18 protein-coding genes are annotated in these 21916 nt (G+C 72.4%); 7 read left to right on the top strand and 11 right to left on the bottom strand.

The genetic code is table 11. From position 1 onward, the window contains the following. The first annotated feature begins 21 nt into the window (after positions 1-21). Positions 22-2982, top strand: a complete 2961-nt coding sequence (locus ACZ7CH_RS15290) for a BTAD domain-containing putative transcriptional regulator (RefSeq protein ID WP_470374170.1) — start codon at positions 22-24, stop codon at positions 2980-2982. Here the strand turns inward: ACZ7CH_RS15290 and ACZ7CH_RS15285 are convergent. From ACZ7CH_RS15285 to ACZ7CH_RS15265, 5 genes are read right to left on the bottom strand one after another with little or no spacing between them, the layout of a single operon-like run. Then, positions 2954-4420 (bottom strand): acyl-CoA synthetase, encoded by a 1467-nt coding sequence (locus ACZ7CH_RS15285; protein ID WP_470374169.1) that lies wholly within the window; start codon positions 4418-4420, stop codon positions 2954-2956. The two genes, ACZ7CH_RS15290 and ACZ7CH_RS15285, sit on opposite strands and share 29 nt — an antisense overlap. Further along, the gene (locus ACZ7CH_RS15280; protein ID WP_470374168.1) at positions 4359-5675 is read right to left on the bottom strand and encodes an MFS transporter; all 1317 of its coding nucleotides are present in this window, start codon (positions 5673-5675) and stop codon (positions 4359-4361) included. The genes ACZ7CH_RS15285 and ACZ7CH_RS15280 overlap by 62 nt, the downstream gene beginning before the upstream one ends. 9 nt (positions 5676-5684) lie before the next feature. After that, a complete protein-coding gene (locus tag ACZ7CH_RS15275) occupies positions 5685-6143 on the bottom strand; it encodes a MaoC family dehydratase (protein WP_470374167.1) in 459 nt (152 codons plus the stop codon). Further along, entirely contained in the window at positions 6140-7024 is an 885-nt protein-coding gene (locus tag ACZ7CH_RS15270) for an amidohydrolase family protein (protein WP_458432610.1), read from the bottom strand. Before ACZ7CH_RS15270 ends, ACZ7CH_RS15275 begins: the two co-directional genes overlap by 4 nt. After that, positions 7021-7899 (bottom strand): SDR family oxidoreductase, encoded by an 879-nt coding sequence (locus ACZ7CH_RS15265; protein WP_360384363.1) that lies wholly within the window; start codon positions 7897-7899, stop codon positions 7021-7023. Before ACZ7CH_RS15265 ends, ACZ7CH_RS15270 begins: the two co-directional genes overlap by 4 nt. A 91-nt stretch (positions 7900-7990) precedes the next feature. Here ACZ7CH_RS15265 and ACZ7CH_RS15260 point away from each other — a divergent pair, with 91 nt between their 5' ends. Then, complete coding sequence (locus ACZ7CH_RS15260; protein WP_360384361.1) at positions 7991-8779, top strand: PaaX family transcriptional regulator; 789 nt, start codon at positions 7991-7993, stop codon at positions 8777-8779. A gap of 204 nt (positions 8780-8983) precedes the next feature. Next, complete coding sequence (locus tag ACZ7CH_RS15255; RefSeq protein WP_470374166.1) at positions 8984-10132, top strand: glycosyltransferase; 1149 nt, start codon at positions 8984-8986, stop codon at positions 10130-10132. 14 nt (positions 10133-10146) lie between these two features. On the opposite strand, the gene ACZ7CH_RS15250 is transcribed toward ACZ7CH_RS15255, so the two are convergent. From ACZ7CH_RS15250 to ACZ7CH_RS15225, 6 genes are all read right to left on the bottom strand, one after another. Next, a complete protein-coding gene (locus tag ACZ7CH_RS15250; RefSeq protein ID WP_458432606.1) occupies positions 10147-11415 on the bottom strand; it encodes an APC family permease in 1269 nt (422 codons plus the stop codon). Further along, positions 11416-12087 (bottom strand): thioesterase II family protein, encoded by a 672-nt coding sequence (locus tag ACZ7CH_RS15245; RefSeq protein WP_470374165.1) that lies wholly within the window; start codon positions 12085-12087, stop codon positions 11416-11418. It abuts the gene before it with no gap. Beyond that, positions 12084-13316: a cytochrome P450 gene (locus tag ACZ7CH_RS15240; RefSeq protein WP_470374164.1), complete on the bottom strand. Its 1233-nt coding sequence runs from the start codon at positions 13314-13316 to the stop codon at positions 12084-12086. Before ACZ7CH_RS15240 ends, ACZ7CH_RS15245 begins: the two co-directional genes overlap by 4 nt. Continuing rightward, positions 13303-13536, bottom strand: coding sequence for an acyl carrier protein (locus tag ACZ7CH_RS15235; protein ID WP_360384351.1), 234 nt, complete (start codon positions 13534-13536; stop codon positions 13303-13305). The genes ACZ7CH_RS15240 and ACZ7CH_RS15235 overlap by 14 nt, the downstream gene beginning before the upstream one ends. Continuing rightward, positions 13537-14907 (bottom strand): AMP-binding protein, encoded by a 1371-nt coding sequence (locus ACZ7CH_RS15230; protein ID WP_470374163.1) that lies wholly within the window; start codon positions 14905-14907, stop codon positions 13537-13539. It abuts the gene before it with no gap. Between the two features lie 270 nt (positions 14908-15177). Further along, positions 15178-16464, bottom strand: coding sequence for an ROK family transcriptional regulator (locus ACZ7CH_RS15225; protein ID WP_470374162.1), 1287 nt, complete (start codon positions 16462-16464; stop codon positions 15178-15180). 143 nt (positions 16465-16607) lie between these two features. Here ACZ7CH_RS15225 and ACZ7CH_RS15220 point away from each other — a divergent pair, with 143 nt between their 5' ends. From ACZ7CH_RS15220 to ACZ7CH_RS15205, 4 genes are read left to right on the top strand one after another with little or no spacing between them, the layout of a single operon-like run. Beyond that, a complete protein-coding gene (locus ACZ7CH_RS15220) occupies positions 16608-18278 on the top strand; it encodes an ABC transporter substrate-binding protein (protein WP_470374161.1) in 1671 nt (556 codons plus the stop codon). Beyond that, the gene (locus ACZ7CH_RS15215; RefSeq protein ID WP_360384343.1) at positions 18278-19267 is read left to right on the top strand and encodes an ABC transporter permease; all 990 of its coding nucleotides are present in this window, start codon (positions 18278-18280) and stop codon (positions 19265-19267) included. The genes ACZ7CH_RS15220 and ACZ7CH_RS15215 overlap by 1 nt, the downstream gene beginning before the upstream one ends. A 12-nt stretch (positions 19268-19279) precedes the next feature. Next, positions 19280-21028, top strand: coding sequence for a dipeptide/oligopeptide/nickel ABC transporter permease/ATP-binding protein (locus ACZ7CH_RS15210; RefSeq protein ID WP_470374160.1), 1749 nt, complete (start codon positions 19280-19282; stop codon positions 21026-21028). Beyond that, complete coding sequence (locus tag ACZ7CH_RS15205) at positions 21025-21906, top strand: ABC transporter ATP-binding protein (RefSeq protein WP_360384339.1); 882 nt, start codon at positions 21025-21027, stop codon at positions 21904-21906. The genes ACZ7CH_RS15210 and ACZ7CH_RS15205 overlap by 4 nt, the downstream gene beginning before the upstream one ends. Positions 21907-21916: the final 10 nt, after the last annotated feature.

The following is a 21916-nucleotide window of genomic DNA, read 5'->3' as shown; positions in this document are numbered from 1 at the left end:
GATCAGTGCCGGGGTCAGCGGGTGGTGACGTTCGGGGTGCTCGGCCCGCTGACCGCGGGCGCGGCCCGGCTCGGCGGCCCGAAGCAACGCGCCGTGCTCGCCCGGCTGCTGGTGGCGCGGCGGCGTGTCGTGCCGGTGCGCACCCTCGTCGCGGACCTGTGGGAAGACCCGCCGGACGGGGCGGTCGGCACCGTGCAGACGTTCGTGGGCGCGCTGCGCAAGGCGCTCGAACCGGACCGTCCACCCCGGACCCCGTCGACCCTGCTCGTCACCGAGGGCACCGGGTACGCGCTGCGCGCGCAGGACGTGGACGCGTGGCGGTTCGAGGAGATGCTGGGCGGCGACCTGCCGGTGCTGGACGCGGCGCTGGCGTTGTGGCGCGGCCCCGCCTACGCCGAGTTCGCCGACGAGCACTGGGCGCGCGCGGAGGTCGACCGGCTGGAGGAGCTGCGCCTGGTCGCCGTCGAACGCCGGGCCGAGGCGGCGCTGGCGGCCGGTCGTGCCGCGGAGGTCGTGGCCGACCTGCGCGCGCAGGTCACCGCGCACCCGTGGCGGGAGAAGGCGTGGAGCCTGCTCGCGCTGGCGCTGTACCGGGAGGGCCGGCAGGGCGACGCGCTGGCGGCGGTGCGCTCGGCCCGCACCGCCCTGGCGGAGCACCTGGGCGTCGACCCCGGCCCGGAGCTGCGGGCGCTGGAGTCGGACGTCCTCGCGCGGTCGCCCCGCCTGACGCCGTCGCCGCCGATCGGCCTGGTCGGGAGGTCCGCCGAGCTGGCCGTGCTGGCGGACGCCGTGCCCGCGGCGGGCCTGGGGATCGCGGTGGTGACGGGCGAGGCGGGCGTGGGCAAGACGGCGCTGGCGGAGGCGTTCAGCGCGGTGCTCGCCGGCCGCGGCTGGCGGACGGTGTGGGCCCGGTGCCCGGAGGACGCGCCGGTGGCGTGGCCGTGGCAGCAGGTGGTGGAGGCGCTGGGCCTGGAGCTGGCGGCGGACGACCGCTTCCGGCTGCGCCGGTCCGTGGTGGCGGCGGTGTCGTCGGCGGCACCGGTGCTGGTCGTGCTGGACGACCTGCACCAGGCCGACGAGGAGACGCTGGCGGTGCTGGCGGCGTTCACGGTGGCGCCGCTGCCCGGCCGGGTGCTGGTGGTGGCGACGTCACGGGTGCCGGTGGCCTCCGAGGCGCTGGCCCGCGCGGAACCGGTCCGCGTGGAGCTCACCGGCCTGGGCGAGGAGGCGGTCGGCGCGCTCGTGCGGTCGATCGCGGCCGGCGCCGACGTGCGGCTCATCGCCGAACGCAGCGGCGGGAACCCGTTCTACGTCAAGGAACTGGCCCGGCTGAGCGCGGCGGGCGGCGATCCGGGCGCGGTGCCGGCGGGGGTGCGGGACGTGCTGCGGCACCGGTTGGCGGGGCTGCCCGCCGGGGTGCGCACGGTGCTGCGGCAGGCGTCGGTGCTCGGCCGTGAGGTGGACGTGGACCTGCTGGCCGCGGTGGCGGGCGGGGACGTGCTCGACGCGCTGGACGTGGCGTTGGACGCGGGGTTCGTGGTGGAGGTGGCGCCGGGGCGGGCGCGGTTCACGCACGTGCTGGTGCGGGACACGCTGTACGAGGAGGTGTCGCTGACGCGGCGGGCGCGGTGGCACGGGGTGGTGGCGCAGGCCCTGGAGTCCCGGATGGGTGACGCGGTGGCGGGGGCGAGCGGTGCGGCACGGCCGGGCGAGGTGGAGTTGCTGGCGCACCACTACCTGGAGGCCGGTGCGCGCGGGGAGGCGGCGGTCAGGGCGCTGGCCGCGGCGGCGGGGGTGACGCGGTCGCCGCGGGACGCCGTGCGGTTGTGGCGGGCGGCCATCGCGGCGGCGGACGGCGTGCGGGTGGACCTGCTGACCGGACTGGCGCGGGCGCTGGCGGTGAGCGGGGACCTGGAGGGCGCGCGGGAGCAGCGTTCGGTGGCGTTGCGCGCGGCAGGCGGGGGAGGACCGCAGCGGCTTGCGGACCCGCCGACTGCCCCTCCGCTGGTGCCCGCGGACCCGCCACCCGCCGATCCGCAAGCCGTGGCCGACGTCATCGGCTCCTTCGACGTCCCCGGGATCTGGACCACCAACGACGACCCGGCCCACTCCGCCGAGCTCGTCGCGGCCGCCGAACGCGTCCTGCCCGCGTTCCCCGGCCCGACCGCCACCCGCGCCCGCCTGCTCGCCACCATCGCCATGGAGGACCGCGGCACCGGCGCACGCCTGCCGGAAGCGGAGGAGGCCGAGGCCATCGCCCGCGAACTGGACGATCCGGGGCTGCGGGCGTTCGCGCTCAACGCCCGGTTCATGCACACCTTCCACCGCACCGGGCTGGCCCCGCACCGCGCCGCGATCGGTGCGGAGATCGTCGCCCACGCCGCCGAGCACCGCCTGGTCACCCACGAGGTCCTCGGCCACCTGGTCCTGGTCCAGGCGCACGCCGCACTCGACCGGCTCGGCACCGCCGACCGGCACGCCGAGGAGGCCGACGACCTCGCCCGCCGGTACGACCTGCCGCTGGTCGGGGTGTTCACCGGCTGGTACGCGGCGCTCAAGCTCGCCGCCGCCGGAGACGTCCCCGCCGCAGACCGCGCCTACCGGGCCGCCGCCGCCCGTGTGGAGGGCACCGGCATGTGGGGCATGGAGCGCGGGCTCCTGCCGCTGGCGCTGCTGAGCCTGCACGGTCCGTCGGTGGTGGACCTGGACGACGACTGGGGCCCGCACCGCGACTGGGTGCGCCCCCTCGTGCTGCCGCACGACGAGGCGCTCGCCGCGGCGAGGGACCTCCCGGCCGGGCCCGCGGACCTGCTCACCGAGACGCGGGCCTGCCTGCTCGCGATGGCGGCGATCCGCCTGGGGGACCGGGGGCTGGGAGAACGGGCCCGCACGACACTGGCACCGGCGAAGGACGAACAGGCCGCCGGCACCGGCCTGTTCACCTTCGGGCCGATCAGCCGCTTTCTGGCCGCGCTGAGCTGACCAGCGGCATCCGGCGCAACGCCGGTTTGAGCACCTTCCCCGAACCCGTGCGCGGCAGCTCGGCGACCACCTCGACGTGCACCGGGATCTTGTACTTCGCCAGGCGCGGAAGCAGGAACTCGCGCAGTGATGGTGCGTCCAGCGAAGCACCGTCGCGGGGCCGCACGAACGCGCGGCCCACCTCACCCCACCGGTCGTCCGGCACGCCGACCACCGCCACCTCGGCGACGTCCGGGTGGTCGGCGATCGCGTTCTCCACCTCCGCCGGGTACACGTTCTCCCCGCCGGAGATGTACATGTCCTTCAGGCGGTCGACGACGTGCAGGTGGCCGTCGGTGTCCAGGCGGCCGATGTCGCCGGTGCGGAACCAGCCGTCCGGGGTGAACGCGGCCGCGGTGGCGGCCGGGTCGTTCCAGTAGCCGGGCGTCACGTTCGGGCCCTGCACCTCGATCTCGCCGGTATCGGCCAGCCGCAGGTCGCCGAGGAACACCGGCGGACCGGCCGAGCCCGCCTTGCGCACGCTGTCGGCCGCCTCCAGGAACGTGGCGCCCGGCGCGGTCTCGGTGAGGCCGTAGCCCTGGCAGAACACCAGCCCGCGGTCCTGGTAGGTGTGGATCAGCGCGTCCGGTATCGCCGCACCGCCGCAGAGCAGCACCCGCACCGACGACAGGTCCGCCGTGTGCCAATGCGGTGACGCGGCCAGGTCGGCGTACATCGTGGACACGCCGAACAGCCACGTCACACCGTGCCGCTCGATCAGCGACACGCACTCGTCGACGTCCCAGCGCGGGGTCAGCACGCTGTGGCCGCCCTTGACGAACGTGGGCAGCAGCGTCTGCGTCAGCGCGGCGACGTGGAACAGCGGCGCGGCCACCAGCGCCACCTCGTCGGCGGCGATGTCGACGCCGACCATCAGGTTGAACGTGTTCCACAGCAGGTTGGCGTGGGTGAGCACCGCGCCCTTGGGCCGCCCGGTCGTGCCGGAGGTGTAGAGGATCAACGCGGGGTCGTCGACCGCCACCGGCACGTCGAGCGGGTCCGCCGAACCCCCGGCCAGCCACTCCTCGTAGCCGTCCAGCGAGATGGCGTGTTCGTGCGTGACGCGGTGCGAGGCCGCGTGCACGAGCACGCGGGCCCCGCTGTCGCCCAACTGGTAGTTGACCTCCGCGGGGGTGAGCCGGAAGTTCAGCGGCACGAACACCGCGCCGAGCAGGTGCGCGGCGAACATCGTCTCGGCGAACGACGGGTGGTTGGGCCCGAGGTAGGCGACCCGGTCGCCGTGCCGCACCCCGAGCTCCTCCAGCCGCCGCGCGAGCCTCGTCGTGCGCTCGTCCAGCTCCCCGTAGGTCGTGGTGACCCCCTGGTGGGTCAGCGCGTCACGCTTCGGCGCCATGCGCGCGCGGCGGTGCGGCCAGCTGCCCAGACCCGAGTTCCGCATCCCTGTCTCCCGTCAGGCTGGTGTGGCTGGTCTCCCGCAACACGACCGTGCAGACCACGGTCAGCAGGCAGAAGGCCGCGAGGATGAACGGGATCGCGCCCGTCCCCGCGCTGTTCTGCACCTGCGCGAACAGCAGCGGGGCGAGGCCCGCGCCGAGTCCGGCGAGCTGGTAGCCCAGCGACGCGCCGGTGTAGCGGCTCCCGGTGGTGAACAGCTCGCTGTAGAGCGCGGCGAGCGGCCCGTACATCATCGGGTGGACCACCGCCTGGCCGAGCACCAGCGCGAGGACGACGTACCCGTTGTCCACCAACGGGAACAGCACGAACCCGAACACGGCCATCAGCACGGCCCCGGCGAGCACCACCGGCCGGCGCCCGAACCGGTCCGAGGCCGCGGACCAGCCGAGGATGCCCAGCACCGCGAGCGCCGACGACAGCGTGAGCGCGTTGAGGATCGCCTGCCGGCTGTTCCCGGCCTGCACGCCGTACGCGAGGATGAACGTCGTCAGCGTCGACTGCGCGACGAACGCCGACAGGCCGACCCCGACACTCAGCAGCAGCGTGCGCGGGTGGTTGCGCAGCACGTCGACCAGCGGCGTGGACGTCCTCCTGCGCTCGGCCCGGAACACCGGCGTCTCCTCGACCCGCATCCGCACGAACAGGCCGACCGCCAGCAGCGCGAGGCTCAGCAGGAACGGCACCCGCCAGCCCCACGACAGGAACGCCTGCTCGCCCACCAGCGCCGCGGTACCGGTCAGCGCGGCGGTCGACAGGACCATGCCGCACGGCGCACCCGCGTTGGTGAAGCTCGCCCACAGCCCGCGCCGCGAGGTGGCGTGCTCGGCGGACATGAGCACCGCGCCGCCCCACTCGCCGCCAACGGAGATGCCCTGCACGACCCGCAGCAGCACCAGCCCGGCCGGTGCCAGCCAGCCGATCTGCGCGTAGGTGGGCAGCAGGCCGATCAGGAAGCTCGCCACACCCATCAGCGTCATGGTCAGCACGAGCATCTTCTTGCGGCCCAGCAGGTCGCCGTAATGTCCGAAGAGGACACCACCGAGCGGGCGGGCCAGGTAGCCGGTGGCGAACGTGCCGAAGCTCGCGATCGTGCCGACCAGCGGGTCGAGCGAGGAGAAGAAGACCTTGTTGAACACGACCGCGGAGGCCGTGGCGTAGAGCAGGAAGTCGTAGTACTCGATCACACTGCCGAGGAAGCTGGACGAGACCGCACGGCGTAACTGCGTTGTTGTCGCCATGACCTCACCTCACGCGTAGTGGCGGTAGACGGCGCGTGCGACGCACGCGGGCTTTTCGGAGCCCTCGATCTCGACGGTGAAGTCGACGGTCAGCTGCACGCCGTCGCCCGTGACGTCCTCGACGGACGCGACGCGGCCGGCCAGCCGGATCTTGGCGCCGACCGGGACGGGTGCGGGGAAGCGGGCCTTCTCCAGCCCGTAGTTGAGGCTCATCCGCACGCCGGAGACGGTCAGCAGCTGCCCCATGAGCGGGATGAGCAGTGCCAGCGTCAGGTAGCCGTGCGCGATCGTGGTGCCGAACGGGCCGGTCGCGGCGCGTTCGGGGTCGACGTGGATCCACTGGTGGTCGTCGGTGGCGTCGGCGAAGGTGTCGACGCGCTCCTGGGTGACCTGCAGCCAGTCGGTGTGGCCGAGGTCGGCCCCCGCCAGCGCCTTGAGCTCGGAGATCCCTTGCACGGCGGTGGTCATGCGTCCTCCTTGACGAGTCCGAGCAGGCGTGCGGCGTTGTGCTTGAGGATCTTCGGGCGGACCTCGTCCTTGATCTCCAGCGCGGCGAAGTCGGCGAGCCAGCGGTCCGGGGTGATCACCGGGTGGTCCGAGCCGAACAGCACCTTGTCCTGCAGCACGGTGTTGGCATACCGCACCAGCTGCGGCGGGAAGTACTTCGGTGACCAGCCGGACAGGTCGATGTGCACGAACGGCTTGTGCGTCGCGACCGCGAGCGCCTCGTCCTGCCAGGGGAACGACGGGTGCGCGAGGATGATCCGCAGGTGCGGGAAGTCGACGGCGACGTCGTCGACGAGCATCGGGTTGGAGTGCTTCAACCGGATTCCGCCGCCACCGGGCACGCCGGCGCCGATCCCGGTCTGCCCGCTGTGGAACAGGGCGGGGACGCCGAGCTCCTCGATCGCCTCGTAGAGCGGGTAGGCCATCCGGTCGTCGGGGGAGAAGTCCTGCAGGCTCGGGTGGAACTTGAACCCGCGCACGCCGTGCTCCTCCACGAGCCGGCGCGCCTCGCGGACCGCGGCCCTGCCCTTCCACGGGTCGACGCTCGCGAACGGGATGAGCACGTCGGCGTGCTCGGCGCAGGACGCCGCGACCTCCTCGTTGGCGATGCGCGGGTGGCCGGTGGCGTGCTCGGCGTCCACGGTGAAGATCACCGCGGCCATCCTGCGCTCGCGGTAGATCGCGGCGGTCTCGGCGATGGTGGGCTGGCGGTGGGCGGCCTTGAAATACCGGGCGGACGCCTCGACCAGATCGGGGCTGAGCGAGCTGTGGCCGTCCTTCGAGATCTCCGCGTGCGTGTGGACGTCGATGGCGACGATCTCGTCCAGGTCGATGCCGGTCATGGCGCCACCGGAGCCGGGATGCCGTAGGTCTCGGGTTCGAGCTCGCCGAACCGCTCGGCGATCGCGGCCGCCGACCAGCCGCCGTCGGCGAACAGCACCTGCTTCTCCGCGGGGTGCGCCCACAGCGCGAGCCGGTCGCCGCCGATGCCGATGGCCTGTCCGGTGATGCCCTTCGCGGCGTCGCTCGCCAGGAACACGACCAGTTCGGCGGCGTCCTCGACGGTGCCCATGCCCTCGTCGCGGCGCACCCAGTCCGGCAGCGGCGTGCCGGTGCGTTCGGACTCCTCGATCAACGGGGCGAACGCGGGGATCGTCCTGGTCATCTCGGTGGCGGCGACCGGCACGACCGCGTTGACCGCGACGTCGGCCCTGGCGAGCTCCAGCGCCCAGGTCCGTGCCATGGCGGCGATCCCGGCCTTGGCGGCGGCGTAGTTGGTCTGCCCGAAGTTGCCGCGCTGCCCTGCCGGTGACGACACCAGCACGAGCCGGCCGCCCGTGCCCTGCTCCCGCATCCGGACCGCCGCCGCGCGAGCGCACGTGAAGGTGCCGCGCAGGTGCACGTCGATGACGGCGTCGAACTCGTCGTCGGTCATCTTCCACAGCACCCGGTCGCGGAGGATGCCCGCGTTGGTGACCAGCACGTCGAGCCGCCCGAACGCCGCCACGGCGGTGTCGACGAGCCGTTGCGCGGTCTCCGCAGGCCCCACCGGCGCGACGACCGCCGTGCCGCCGATGGCCGCGGCGACCTCCTCCGCGCTCTCGTCCACGTCGTTCACCACGACCGCGGCCCCGTTGCGCGCCAGGGCTTCCGCGTAGGCCCGTCCCAGTCCGCGACCGGCGCCGGTGACGATCGCGACCTTGCCAGACAGCTCCATCCGACGAGTCCTCTCCGTTGGGATCGCGACCAAAAGTAAGGCATATTCGTGACGCTCGTCTAGATGTTGCCCAACATGTATCGTGAGCAGCGTGACGCCCCAGTCCTTGCTGCTCAACTTCCTCGGCCTGTACGTGCTGGGCCGGGACATCGCGGTCTACTCGGGCAGCGTGATCGACGTCTTCGCACGCGTGGACGTCTCCGAGGAGGCCGTGCGGTCGACGCTGACCCGGATGACCTCCCGCGGCCTGCTCACCAAGCACCGCAACGGCCGCAAGGTCTACTTCGGACTCACCCCGCGCGCGAACGACGTGCTGCACGACGGTGAGCGCCGCATCTGGCAGCGCGGCGCCGTGAACAGGGACTGGGACGGCACCTGGACGCTCGTCGGGTTCTCCCTGCCGGAGGGCCGCCGCTCCACCCGCCACGACCTGCGCACGCAGCTGCAGTGGGCGGGCTTCGGCCCGGTGCAGAACGGCCTGTGGATCACGCCGGGCACCCACGACGTGACCGAGATCGTCGCGGGCCTGGGCCTCGCCGATCACATCACCGTGTTCACCGCCCAGCACGCCAAGCCGACGGAGGCCGCCGACCTGGCCGCGCGCGCCTTCGACATGGCCGCGATCGCCGCGCGTTACCAGGACTTCCTGGCCCGGTGGCGCACGCCGGACGACACGTTGCCCGACGACCTGGCCCGGCAGCTGGTGCTGCACGGCGACTGGCTCGACCTCGTGCGGCAGGACCCGCACCTGCCGGCGGAGCTCCTGGCGCACGACTGGCCGGCGATCGCGGCGGAGCAGCTGTTCCGCAAGCTCGCCACCCGGTACGCCCAGACGGCGGCCCCACTGGCAGCCGCGGCAATCGAGTCACTCGCCCTCTGACCCCTGCTGCTCCCGCATCTGCAAGTACCACCAACTCAAGATCACCCAGCACTTTTCTACTGCCGACTGCCTCGGGGGCGGCCCGCAGCCGGACGCGCGCTTCGGCGTGCGGCGAAGCGGTTGGTGGTGGTCAGCGGCGGTTTGATCAAGGGTTGGTGGTACTTGCAGATGCCTGGGCAGCAGGGGGCGTGGTCAACTGGGGGCGTGCGGGTGGTTGTCGTTTCCGGTGGCGATCCGGGGCATGTCGTTCCGGCGATCGCGTTGTGCCTGCGGTTCAGGGAGGCCGGGGACGCCCCGGTCTTGCTGACCGGCGACCGTTGGGTGGACGCGGCGGTGCGGGAGGGCGTGCCGGCCGCGCGGGTCACCGGGCTGGCGTTGCGCGACCTGCGCGACGAGGCCGACCTCGGGAAGGCGTTGCACGACCAGGCGGCGGAGCTGGCCCTCGCGCTCGGGCCCCAGCTCGCCGAGTCAGAGCCTGACCTGGTCGTGTGCGACGTCCTGGCGCTGGGTGCGGGCATGGCCGCGGAACGGGCAGGCGTCCCGTGGGTGCAGCTGTCGCCGCACCCGCTCTACGCGCCGTCGAAGCACCTGCCGCCGATGGGCAGCGGACTGGCGGCCGGGGTCGGGGTACGCGGGAAGCTGCGGGACGCGGTGCTGCGCGCGCTGACCGCCCGTTCGCTGAAGCAGGGCGAACGGCAGCTGGTCGCGGCACGGCGGCGGGTCGGGCTGAGCGGCAGGGGAGCGGGCCCGGTCGCACGGCTGGTCGCGACGTTGCCCGCGCTGGAGGTGCCGCGACCGGACTGGCCGGCCGACGCGCACGTGGTCGGGCCGCTGCTGTGGGAGGCGAGCCGGGAGCTCATGACCCCGCCACCGGGCACCGCGCCGCTCGTCCTGATCGCTCCGTCGACGGCGTGGACCGGGGCGGCCGGCATGGCCGAGATGACGCTGGCGGCGCTGGACGGCCTGGGCGTGCGGGCCGTGGTGTCCACGTTCGCGCCGCCGCCCGGGACGTTGCCGGACTGGGCCAGGTCAGGACCGGGACGGCAGGACGAGCTGCTGCGCGACGCGGCGGTCCTGGTCTGCGGCGGCGGGCACGGGATGCTGGTCAAGGCGCTGCGGGCGGCCGTTCCGGTGGTCGTGGTGCCCGGCGGCGGTGACCAGTGGGAGATGGCGAACCGGGTCGCGCGGCAGGGCAGCGGCGTGCTCGTCCGCCCGGCCGCGGTGGACGGTCTGCGGGCAGCCGTCACGCGCGTGCTGGACGATCCGTCGTTCGCCGCCGCGGCGGCCTTGGCGGCGGCGGGTGTGCACGAGGTCCGCGATCCCGTCGAGGTGTGCCGCACCGCCCTGGCGTGACGGGAGCGGTCCGGTCAGCCGGAGGTCGCGCTCACCCTCGCCCGCCTGCGGCGGTCGACCAGGGAGGTGCCCAGCAGCACCACCGCGAACAGCACCCAGCACAGCCACATCGGCGGTCCCGCGAGCAGCGTCACGAGCAGCACGGTCACCCCGCACAACGCCGTGACGACACGCGCGCGCACCCCGTCCGCCAGCTTGGCGAACGCCGCCGCGCCCACGCCGTAGAGCACGAAGTAGATCCCGCCCGACACCACGAAGAGCGCCTCGAACGACACCAGCCCCAGTGCGCCGAGCACCGCGATCACGGTCAGCACCAGCCCGACCACGACCACGGAGGTCACCGGGTTCGCGTCACGGGTCCGCACCCGGCTCAGCGCGGCGGGCAGGTAGCCGCTGCGGGCCATGCCGAACACCAGGCGGGACAGGGCGAGCACCGAGGCGCAGACGTTCGCCGTGATCGTGACGATCACCAGCAGCAGCGTCATCGGCCGGCCGACGCCGCCGAGCGCCCGTTCGGCGAGGAGCAGCAGCGGTGCCGAGTTCAGCGCCGGGTCGCCGGAGTCGACCACGGCGAAGATCCCCAGCAGCAGCAACGCGTACAGCGCCACCACGACGAGGTAGGAGGTGACGAAGATGCGCGGGATCGCGTCCGAGCTCTTGTGCTCCTCGAACGTGAAGGCGACCGTCTCCCAGCCGGTGAACGCCACGTAGACCGCGGTGAGCGCGGTGCCGAGCGCGGAGAACTCCGGCAGGCGCGTGCTCGGGACGGCCGGGCCGTGCGAGCCGATCGCGATCACCGCCGTGACCACGACGAGGGCGAACAACGCCAGCAGCAGGGTGACCTGCAGCCGGCCGGAGACGTTCGCGCCCAGCAGCGCCACGGCGGTCGCGGCCGCGAGCACCACCACGGGGAACGCCCAGGTCAGCGCGGCGGCGCCGGAGAACTCGGCGAGGTAGCGGCCACCGGTGATCGCGGTCGCGGGAATGCCGGTGACCAGCGCGAACGTGGCGAGCATGCCGGAGGTGCGGCCGGTCGACCGGCCGAGCGCGACCTCGGCGTAGTGGGCCACACCGGACGCGGCCGGGTACCGCCGGCCCAGCCAGGCGTAGCAGTACAGCAGCGGCACGACCGACAACGCCGCGACCGCCCACGGCATCCACGCCGACAGGCCGAGCTGGTAGTAGCTCGTGCCGGGCAGCACCATCATGCCCGCGCCCAGGATCGTGGACAGCGCCACGAAGGTGCCGACGAAGACGCCCGTCGACTTGCGGAGCTCGCTCATTCAGGGGTTCCTCAACGCCGACACGACCGAATCGACCGCCTCGCGGAGCACCTCCGGCGGGGTTCCGTCGAGCATGTGACCCCCTTCGGCCTCGACGAGGCGGAATTGACCTGATACCCGATCACGCCAGCGGGCACACATCTCCGTTCCGATGAAATTGTCGCCACGGGTCGCCACCACGTGCAATTGGTCGATGTCCGCTTCCTGGTTCACCCATTCGGCGAGCCGATCGGCGACCTCTGCATCGGTGCGGACACCGGCGGCGATCTCGGCCAGCAATTCCGGGTCCTCGAGAACGTCCGGCGGAAATCCGTCGGCGGCCAGCACGTCCGCTATCTCGGCGTCCGTCGAGTGCGACATCGTCGGGATGCGGCCGGCGGCGTCCGGGTACGGCGTGTTCACCAGCAGCACCCCCACGGGCACCCCCAGCGCGGAGCGCAGCGCACCGCGCAACCGGAGTGCGGACAGCCCGCCCATGCTGTGCCCGACCAGCACGACGTGCTCCGCGGCGGACTGCCGAGCCGCCCGCACGACCTCGGCGACCGTGTCGTGCTCCCACCGGCCCGACAGCAGCTCGCCGACCCCCGCCGCGTTGCCGCACGCGACGTGGTCCGCGCCGGACAGCCAGCGCAGCCCGCGACCGGCACCGGCGGCGGGGAACGACGCGATCATGCGCCCGGCTTCCCCGCCTCGACGACCTCGACCTGCAGCTCGGTGAGGCCCAGCATGAAGTTCGACCGCAGCCGCTGCGGCGGGGCGACCACGGCGAACGCCTTGTCCCACGCGGCCAGCTCCTCGACGAACATCTGGACCTCCAGCGTCGCCACGGGAGCACCGATGCAGCGGTGCACGCCCGCGCCGAACGCGATCTGCCGGTTGTCCTGGCGGTCGACCAGGAACTCGTCCGGGCGGTCGAAGACGGCCCGGTCCCGGTTGGCCGACATGTTCCACAGCGTCACGAAGCTGCCCTCGGGAACGACCTCGTCACCGACGGGGAAGTCCTGCACCGCGAGACGTTGCACGTAGCTGTTCGTCGAGGTCCAGCGCAGGAGCTCGGCGGTGGCGACAGCGGAGGACACCTCTCCGGCGGTGACCCTGGCCCACTGCGCGGGCTCGCGGTTGATCGTGTCGATGGTCAGGCTGGCGGTGTGCGGGGTCGTCTCGTTGCCGCCCACGGCGACGTTCAGCCCGTTGAGCAGCGCGACGTCGCGCGGCATCTCCCCGGACGCGACGAGCTGCGCGAGCACGCCGATCATGTCGTCGGCCGCGCCGTCGGCGATGCGCTTGTCCACCAGCTCGTTCATGAAGTCGAGCACCTCGATCTGCGCGTCGACCAGCGCGTCGAGCGGTGCGGTGCCGGTGTAGGCCTGGTCGCGGTAGCCGATCATGATCCGGGTGGCCTCCAGCAACGAGGCCGCGTCCTGCCTGCCGATGCCGAAGAGGATCTCCAGCACGCCCTTGGGCAGTTCGGGCGCGACGACCGTCGTGAAGTCGACCCGGTCGCCGACGGACAGCGAGCCGAACACCTCGCGGACGTTGCGGCGGACCGTCTCGCCGATCCGCGCGACCATCTCCCTGCTGAACCCGCTGGTCTTGATCGGCCTCTTGAGCGCGCCGTGCGCAGGCTCGTCCGCGACGATCAGCATGCGGCCCGACGCCGAGTCCTTCTCCGGCCGGTACGAGCCGTCGATCATCGTGCCGTAGGCCGAGCTCAGGCGGTCGTGGTCGACGTAGGCCGCGTACACGTCGTCGTAGCGCGTCAGCGCGTAGAACTCGTAGCCGTCGGAGCGGCGGTGGTGGGACACGGGGTTGTTCTCCCGCAAGTCGGCCAGGTATGCCCACGGGTCGTCCTCGGCGAAGAAGTCGGCCGAGTAGAGCGGGCTGTTCTCAACGACCAGCATCGCCGGCTCCGATCAGGTCGGCGATCCCCGCGGGGGTGCGCCCGCCGAAGAAGACGTGTCCGGGCACCTTGACCCCGGTCTGCTCCTTGAGCAGCGCCCGGCACCGCAGCACGGCCAGCGAGTCGAACCCGGCCGCGAAGATGTCGGTGTCCGCCGCTATGTCCTTGTTCGAAATCGTCCGCACGCACTCGACGATCATGGCGGTCGTGATCTCACTCATTCAGACTCCCGTTGTGCGCAGGTGGCGGCCCAGCAGCGCGGCGGTGTCGACCTTCCCGCCGGGCTTGACCGGAAAGCTGTCCACGAGGTCCACGGCGATCGCCGCGGAGCAGCCGCGGACCAGTGCCTCGACCGGGGCGCGCACCTCGTCGCCGGGCACACCGGGTTCGAGCTGGACGAACGCGATCGTGTGCCGTTCGTGCTGGGCGACCCGGCAGGCCGTGACACCGGGCAGCCCGGCCACCGCGTGCTCCAGCGCGGCGGCGTCGACCCGCGTCCCGTTGACCTTGATCCGGCTGTCCGAGCGCCCGGCGAAGACCAGGTCGCCGCCGCCGTCGGTCCACACGAGGTCGCCCGTGCGGTACCGGCCGTCGAACCGGGTCGCGAGCACGCCCCGGTCGAGGTAGCCCAGGCAGACGAACGGGCCCTCCACGACCAGCTCCTGCCGGTTGCCGGCGGCCTGCAACCGCTCCACGCACCCGTCGAGCGGCCGGCCGATCGGGACGGTGTCGCGGTCGAAGCGGTCGGGCAGCACGTACCGGTGGGTGGCGAACGTGGCCTCGGTCGGCCCGTAGAGGTTGACGAACCGGCTCGTGAGGCCGGCCTCCCTCGCGCGCCGGTAGGTCGAGACGTGGAACTGCTCGCCGCCGCTGAACAGCCACGGCACACCGGCGATCGCCTCGGGCAGCACGTCGAGCAGCGTGGCGACCACGGCGGCGGGCAGCAGCAGCCGGTCGACGCCGTGCCGGCGCACGAGGTCCGGCCACTCGAACACGTCCTCGTTGACGTCCGGCAGGCACACCACCTTGCCGCCCGCGGCGACCGCGCACCACGTGTCGAACCACCAGCCGTCGAACGCCGGGGTGGCGAAGCTGCCCGCGGTCAGCCGGTGGTCCACCGGCACCCGCAGACCGCGGCAGGCGAACAGCGCCAGCAGGTTGCCCCTCGACACGGCGACGGCCTTGCGGCTGCCCGTGCTGCCGGAGGTGAAGTTGACCGACACCATGTCCTCCGGCAGCGCGCCGTCCGGTGCCGCGGTGCCCGTGTTCGCGGTCACCGTCACGTCGCCGTGGACCGACAACGTCAGGCCGGGGCGCACGCGGTCGAGCTCGTCCGGGCTCAGCGTGCCGTCGTCGGTGACGGCGGCACACCCGGCCCGCCACACCCCGAGCTGGCCCGCGAAGAAACCGAGCTTGCTGCCGGCGCGGATCAGCACGACCCGCGCTGTGCCGTGCGCTCGGACCGCCCGTTCGACCGAGGCGGCGAGGGCGTCGACCTCGCGCCGGCTGTGTTCCTCGTCGTCCTCCACCCACACCGGGTCGTCCGACCGCCAGTGGTCGCCGTGGATCAGGTCGTGCCAGGTCCTGTTCATCACCGAAGCCCCAGTCCGTCCATCGCCCTGCCGCTTTTCCGGTCCCGACGAGGAATCAACCCGAATACCGCCCAGTCACGCATCGCTGGTTATCCAGCTCTATCTCGGGGCAATCCGACAAAACGACCGACCACTCGGATGGCGCAACGGTTAACACTTTTTCGAATGGTGAATTCCCAGCTCGTGAGACCGGAAGTTGCGTGCAGATGAATCGCGGAAACTTATGCGCACTCGCACGGAATCAACCGGTCGCGTGAATTGCCCGGCCCCTCAGGGGCGGACGGTCACGAGCCCCGGCTCTGCGAGGTCCTCCGGCAGTCGCTGGGGCGCGTGCAACGGCACCAGCTCGGACTGCAGCACCATGGCCGCGGCGCCGATCGCGGGCGCGGTGGCCGCGGTGTGGGAGAGGCGGACGTCCACGGGGTGCGCGCCGCGCGCGTAGAAGCTCCTGGCCAGCTCCTCGCGCACGACCGGCAGGTACACCGAGCCCGCGATGGCGAAGCTCGGGCCGGTGAGCACGACGAACTCGACGTCCATGACGTTGGCCAGCGTCCGCGCGGCCACGGCGATGTAGCGGGCGGAGCGTTCGAGCAGGGCGAGGGCGGCGGGGTCGCCACGCCGGGCCGCACGGCCTACGGCCGCGAAGCCGGCTGCGGGAGAAGCCGGCGTCCGGTCGCCGTCCGCGCCGGGATCGCCGGCCAGTCCGATCCGTTCCGCCAGGGCCCGATCGGCCCGCGCCGCGGCCACCACGGCCTCAGGCCCGGCGAGCACCTCCACGCACCCCCGCGCGCCGCACCAGCACTCCGGCCCGTCCACGTCCAGGCACACGTGCCCGATCTCCCCGGCGTTGCCGCTGGTCCCGCGGTAGGTGATGCCGCCGATCACCAGGCCGGCGCCGATGCCGGTGCCCATGTAGAGCGCGGCCGAGGTGGAGGCGCTGCCCATGCCGCGCGACCAGTGCTCGCCCAGTGCCGCGGCGGTGGCGTCGTTGTCGACCACCACCGGCAGGCCCGCGGCGGCGGCGAGCTCGCGGTCGACCGGGTAGCCCGCCCAGCGGCGCATCACGGGCGGGGCGATGGCCGCCGTGGTCCTGGCGCCCAGCGGGCCGGGGGAGACGAGACCCAGGCCCAGGACCCGGTCGTGGTCGACGCCGACGCTCGCGATCAGGGTCTTCGCCTCGGCCGCCATGCGGTCGACGACCTCGGCCGGTGCCCGGGTGCCCGCGCCGGGTTTGGTGATCCGCGCGACCACGCCGCCGGCCAGGTCGGTCAGCACGTAGGTGATGCCGCTGTGGTCGAGGTGCACGCCCAGCGCGAACCGGGACGTGGGGTTGAGCTGCAGCAGCACCCTGCGCTTGCCGCCAGTGGACTCGGCGTGGCCGGTCTCGGCGACCAGACCCTCGTCGAGGAGCTTGCGCACGGCGGTCGAGATCGTGGCGCCGGTGAGGCCGGTGGCGTTGATCAGGCCGACGCGGCTGATCGTGCCCGCGGCGCGGATGACGTCCAGCACCGCTGCCTTGCTGCTCGCGTGGGGGGTGCCCCGGACAGGGCCGCTCACGGGGCCTCCTCTCGCCGCACGAAGGTTAGCCGTCGGAGTAACGGCGGTGCTACGCGCAGATGTTGACTTACTTTCTTAAGTTACTTAAGAATGTCCTCCGTTGGTGTGATCCAGCCCACTGAAGGCCTGCGAGAGGATCCACGATGAACCCGAAGTCCCTGCGCGTCGCCGCCGCGGTCGCGGCGTTAGCCCTGACGGCCACCGCCTGCGGACCGTCCGGCGGGAGCTCGGCCGACGCGGCCACGCTGGTCGCCTTCACCGGCCAGAACGGTGACTACCAGGGCAACTTCAACCCCTACTCGCCCACGGCGAACGAGGGCATCGGCACCATCTTCGAGCCGCTGTTCTTCTTCAACGCCATGCAGCGCGACGCCAAGCCCCGGCCCCGGCTGGGCAGGGAGTTCTCCTGGAACGCCGACGGCACCGAGCTGTCGGTCGCCCTGCGCGACGACGTGAAGTGGTCCGACGGGCAGGAGTTCACCGCCCGCGACGTCGTCTTCACCTTCGACATGGTGCGCAAGAACGGCACGATGAACTCGACCGGCTTCAAGGGCACGACGACCGCTGTCGACGACACCCACGTGGTGGTGAAGTTCGACGAGCCGTCGTTCATGGAGGGCCCGCAGGTGCTCGGCCGGCTGTGGATCGTGCCCGAACACCTCTGGAAGGACCTCGCCACCCCTGCGACCGACCCGGTGAAGAACCCGGTCGGCACCGGGCCGTTCCAGCTGGAGGAGTTCAAGCCGCAGGCGATCACGCTCAAGGCCAACCCCGGCTACCACGGCGGCGAGCCCGCGGTGAAGAAGGTCCGCTACCTGTCGCTCGCGGGCAACCAGGGCGGTGCCGACGCGCTCAAGGCCGGCAAGGTCGACTGGCAGACCGGTCCGGTGCCCGACATCAAGAACGTCGAGAAGACCTACCCCGGCTACCGCGCGGTCACCGTGCCGCAGAACCAGATCGCGCTGTTCACCTGCTCCAGCGCCGAGCTCGGCTGCACCGGTCCGCAGACCGACCCCGCCGTGCGCAAGGCGATCCACCACGCCATGAACCGCTCACAGCTCAACGCGCTCGCGTTCCAGGACACCGGCAGCCCGATCTCGCCCGGGTTTGCCCTGCTCCAGCGCGACGAGCCGTACATCGCGGGCACGCTCGAGGAGAAGTCCGCTGCGATGAGCCCGGACACCGCGAAGGCGGCCCAGCTGCTGGAGGCCGCCGGGTACCGCAAGGGCGCCGACGGCATCTACGCCAAGGACGGCAAGCCGTTGTCGCTCACCGTCAAGGTGGTGACCGGGTGGACCGACTACATCACCGCCGTGAACACCCTGGCCCAGCAGCTCCAGCAGGCGGGCATCAAGGTCACGCCACAGCAGCTGTCGTGGAACGAGTGGGCCGACGCGCGCAGCCAGGGCGGGTACGAGCTGCTAATCGACTCGGTCTACCAGGGCCCGGCGGCCGACCCGTACTACACGTTCAGCTACTTCTTCGCCGGCTACACCACCGCACCGGTCGGGCAGGCCGCGAACCCGAACTTCGGCCGCATGAAGGACCCGCAGGTCGACGCCGCACTCGCCGCGCTCAAGCGGATCAACCCGGAGGACGCCGCGGCCCGCAAGCCGCACTTCGACGTGATCCAGCAGCGGGTGGAGGAGGTCATGCCGTACATCCCGGTGCTCACCGGCGGCACGACGAGCGAGTACAACGCGAAGAAGTTCACCGGCTGGCCCACCACCGACGACCTCTACGCGTTCCCCGCCGTCTGGTCGCGGCCGGAGAGCTCCGAGGTCCTCATGAAGCTCAAGCCCGCGGGCAGCTGATGCGGTACTACGCGCGCAAGATCGCCTTCTACCTGGTCGCGCTGTGGGCGGCGGTGACGCTGAACTTCGTGATCCCGCGGCTCATGCCGGGCAACCCGGTCGACGTGCTGATCGCCCGGCTGCAGCAGCGCGGCGGCTCGGTCGACCCGGCCGTGCGCCGCTCCTACGAGCTGCTGCTCGGCACCGGCGGCGACCGGTCGGTGCTCGGCGAGTACTTCTCCTACCTGGGCAACCTCGCCCGCGGCGACCTCGGCGTCTCGGTCAGCGCGTTCCCGGCGCCGGTGTCGGAGGTGATCACGGCGTCGCTGTGGTGGACGATCGTGCTGGTCGGCATCGCGACGCTGGTGTCGTTCCTGCTCGGCGTCGCACTCGGTGCCGTGGTCGGCTGGCGGCGCGGCACCTGGCTCGACACGCTGGTGCCCTCGACGACCGTCCTCGCCGCGGTGCCGTACTTCTGGCTCGCACTGCTGCTCGTGGCACTGCTGTCGTCGGCGCTGGGCTGGTTCCCGTTGCTCGGCGGCTACGACGTGGTCCTGTCGCCGGGCTGGAACGCCGAGTTCATCGGCTCCGCGCTCTACCACGGCACGCTGCCCGCGCTGACGATCGTGATCTCGTCGGTCGGCGGCTGGCTGCTGGGCATGCGCAACATGATGGTGTCGGCGATGTCCGAGGACTACGTGCTCACCGCCCGCGCCAAGGGACTGCGCGACAGCCGGGTCATGATCCGCTACGCCGCGCGCAACGCCGTGCTGCCGTCGGTGGCCGGGTTCGCCATCTCGCTGGGGTTCGTGGTGGCCGGCTCGATCGTCACCGAGCAGGTCTTCTCCTACCCCGGCATCGGCGGCCGGCTGCTGCAAGCGGTGCAGAACAACGACTACGCGCTCATGCAGGGGATCTTCCTGGTGATCACCACCGCGGTGCTCGGGGCCAACCTCGCGGTCGACCTGCTGCACGCGATCGTCGACCCGCGCACCCGCGCGACCGGCTGAGAGGAGCGGACCATGGGCAACTCCGGCACGGGCTGGGGCGCGCTGTTGCCGCGCTGGTCGCCGAAGCTCGGCTTCGGCCTCGGCCTGATCGCGGTCATCACGTTGTTCGGCCTGGTGGGGCCGTTGCTGACCGGCGACCCGAACGCGGTGCGCGACATCGGCCTGACCCCGCCCGGCGGCGAGCACCTGCTGGGCACCACGCAGACCGGGGAGGACGTGCTGGCCCAGCTCACGCACGCCACCCGCGGGTCGTTGCGGATCGGGCTGCTGGTGGGCGTGCTCGCCACCGCGCTGTCCGCGTTCTTCGGCGTGCTCGGCGCGTACGCCGGCGGTGTCACCGACGAGCTGTTCTCGTTGTTCTCCAACGTGGTGCTGGTGATCCCCGGCCTGCCGCTGGTGATCGTCGTGGCCGGGTTCGTGCCGGCCGACCAGCGCGGCGCGTGGACGATCGCGGTGGTGCTGGCGCTGACCGGCTGGGCGGCCTCGGCACGGGTGCTGCGCGCGCAGACGCTGTCGGTGCGCAACCGCGACTACGTGGCGGCGGCGCGGGTCGCGGGCGAGAAGCCGTGGCGGGTGATCACCGTGGAGATCCTGCCGAACCTGCTGCCGCTGGTGGCCTCGCAGTTCGTGTTCGCGGTCATCGCGGCGATCCTCGGCGAGGCCGGGCTGTCGTTCCTCGGCCTGGGCGCGTCGAACTCGCTCACGCTCGGCACGATGCTGTTCTACGCGCAGAACGGGTTCGCGCTGCAGCTCGACGCGTGGTGGTGGTTCGTCCCGCCGGGGCTGGTGATCGCGTTGTTCGGGTGCGGGCTCGCGCTGGTGAACTTCAGCATCGACGAGATCATCAACCCGAAGCTGCGCAGCGAACCGCGCCGTGCGCCCGACGCCGTGGTGCCGCGGGCCGAGGCCGTCGAACGGCCGGACGTGGACGCGGTGCTGACGGTGCGGGACCTCTCCGTCGTGTACCAGGGCGCCGAGCCGGTGCTCGCGGTGGACGACGTGTCTTTCACGCTGCGGCGCGGCGAGGTGCTCGGCATCGCGGGGGAGTCCGGGTGCGGCAAGACCACGCTGGCCCACGCGGTCAACCGGCTGCACCGCCCGCCCGCGCAGGTGACGTCCGGCTCGGTCGTGTTCCACGACGCCGACGGCACCGACGTGGACGTGCTGGCGCTGGGACCGGAGGAGCTGCGGGCGTTCCGCTGGACCAAGCTGTCCATGGTGTTCCAGGGCGCGATGAACGCGCTGAACCCGGTGACCACCATCGGCGCGCAGCTCGACGACGTGCTCACCACCCACCGGCCCGCCATGGCGAGGGAGGACCGGCGGCAGCGGTGCGCCGAGGTGCTGGAGCTGGTCGGGGTCGACCCGCGCCGGCTGGGGTCGTTCGCGCACGAGCTGTCCGGTGGCATGCGGCAGCGCGTGATGATCGCGATGGCGCTGCTGCTCGAACCGCAGGTCATGATCATGGACGAACCGACGACGGCGCTCGACGTGGTGGTGCAGCGCGGCATCCTCCAGGAGATCCTGCGGTTCCGCGACGAGCTCGGGTTCGCGGTCGTGCTGATCACCCACGACCTGCCGCTGCTGCTGGAGATCAGCGACCGGGTGGCCGTGATGCGGGGCGGCCGGGTCGTGGAGCACGGCACCGCCGAGCAGGTCCACCGGGCCGCCACCCACCCGTACACCCGCGAGCTGCTCGGGTCGTTCCCGAGCCTGGAGGGCGAACGCGGCGCGTTCGGCCGGGAAGGGGCGCTGCGATGACCACCCTGCGCGCTGACGAGCTCGTGAAGGACTTCCCGGTGCGGACCGGGCTGCGACGCACGTCGTTCCGCGCGGTCGACCGGGTCTCGTTCACCCTCGACCCCGGCCGCACCGTGGCGCTCGTCGGCGAGTCCGGCTCGGGCAAGTCGACGATCGCGCGGATGATCGCGCGGCTCGAGAAACCCAGCGGCGGCACCATCACCGTCACCGGACCGACCGGCGCGCCGGTGCCGGACCGGGAGTACCGCAACCGGGTGCAGATGGTGTTCCAGGACCCGTTCGCCTCGCTCAACCCGTTCCACACCGTCGAGCACCACCTGACCCGCCCGCTGCTGCTGCACGGCAAGGCCCGCGACCAGGACGAGGCGGTGGAGCTGGCACGGGAGCTGCTCGACCGCGTGACCCTGCCGCGCGACTTCGCCCGGCGCCGGCCGCACGAGCTGTCCGGCGGCCAGCGGCAACGCGTCGCGATCGCCCGCGCCCTCGCACCGGGAGCTCAGGTCGTGGTGGCCGACGAACCGGTGTCCATGCTCGACGTGTCGATCCGGCTCGGCGTCCTGAGGCTGCTGGCACGCTTGCAGGCCGAGGAACGGCTGGCCGTCCTCTACATCACGCACGACCTCGCGACGGCCCGGCACTTCTCCGACGAGATCCTCGTGCTGCACCGCGGCCGGGTGGTGGAACGGGGACCGTCCGACGCGGTCATCCTCGACGCCCACCACCCGTACACGAAGCTGCTCGCCGCCGCCTCGCCGAACCCCGACGCCCGCGGCCGCGTGCTCGACGTGCGCCGCGACGTCGTGGCGCGGGCGGGTGCGGCCGCGGCGTACGACCACCACACCGGGCAATGGGCCGACGCGGCACCGGTTTCCGGCTGACGCTGGGGAA

Source organism: Lentzea sp. NPDC037011 (assembly GCF_055607425.1).
The sequence above is the reverse complement of the archived record's forward strand: the minus strand, read 5'-3'. Positions and strand labels throughout refer to the sequence as shown.

What these genes read in the sequence shown, in the direction of transcription:
- ACZ7CH_RS15265 (WP_360384363.1), bottom strand. Translation starts at nt 7,899, where the DNA reads ATGGAGCTGTCTGGCAAGGTCGCGATCGTCACCGGCGCCGGTCGCGGA.
- ACZ7CH_RS15205 (WP_360384339.1), top strand. Translation starts at nt 21,025, where the DNA reads ATGACCACCCTGCGCGCTGACGAGCTCGTGAAGGACTTCCCGGTGCGG.
- ACZ7CH_RS15280 (WP_470374168.1), bottom strand. Translation starts at nt 5,675, where the DNA reads ATGGCGACAACAACGCAGTTACGCCGTGCGGTCTCGTCCAGCTTCCTC.
- ACZ7CH_RS15245 (WP_470374165.1), bottom strand. Translation starts at nt 12,087, where the DNA reads ATGATCGCGTCGTTCCCCGCCGCCGGTGCCGGTCGCGGGCTGCGCTGG.
- ACZ7CH_RS15235 (WP_360384351.1), bottom strand. Translation starts at nt 13,536, where the DNA reads ATGAGTGAGATCACGACCGCCATGATCGTCGAGTGCGTGCGGACGATT.
- ACZ7CH_RS15270 (WP_458432610.1), bottom strand. Translation starts at nt 7,024, where the DNA reads ATGACCGGCATCGACCTGGACGAGATCGTCGCCATCGACGTCCACACG.
- ACZ7CH_RS15275 (WP_470374167.1), bottom strand. Translation starts at nt 6,143, where the DNA reads ATGACCACCGCCGTGCAAGGGATCTCCGAGCTCAAGGCGCTGGCGGGG.
- ACZ7CH_RS15215 (WP_360384343.1), top strand. Translation starts at nt 18,278, where the DNA reads ATGCGGTACTACGCGCGCAAGATCGCCTTCTACCTGGTCGCGCTGTGG.
- ACZ7CH_RS15230 (WP_470374163.1), bottom strand. Translation starts at nt 14,907, where the DNA reads ATGAACAGGACCTGGCACGACCTGATCCACGGCGACCACTGGCGGTCG.
- ACZ7CH_RS15285 (WP_470374169.1), bottom strand. Translation starts at nt 4,420, where the DNA reads ATGCGGAACTCGGGTCTGGGCAGCTGGCCGCACCGCCGCGCGCGCATG.
- ACZ7CH_RS15220 (WP_470374161.1), top strand. Translation starts at nt 16,608, where the DNA reads ATGAACCCGAAGTCCCTGCGCGTCGCCGCCGCGGTCGCGGCGTTAGCC.
- ACZ7CH_RS15250 (WP_458432606.1), bottom strand. Translation starts at nt 11,415, where the DNA reads ATGAGCGAGCTCCGCAAGTCGACGGGCGTCTTCGTCGGCACCTTCGTG.
- ACZ7CH_RS15240 (WP_470374164.1), bottom strand. Translation starts at nt 13,316, where the DNA reads ATGCTGGTCGTTGAGAACAGCCCGCTCTACTCGGCCGACTTCTTCGCC.
- ACZ7CH_RS15210 (WP_470374160.1), top strand. Translation starts at nt 19,280, where the DNA reads ATGGGCAACTCCGGCACGGGCTGGGGCGCGCTGTTGCCGCGCTGGTCG.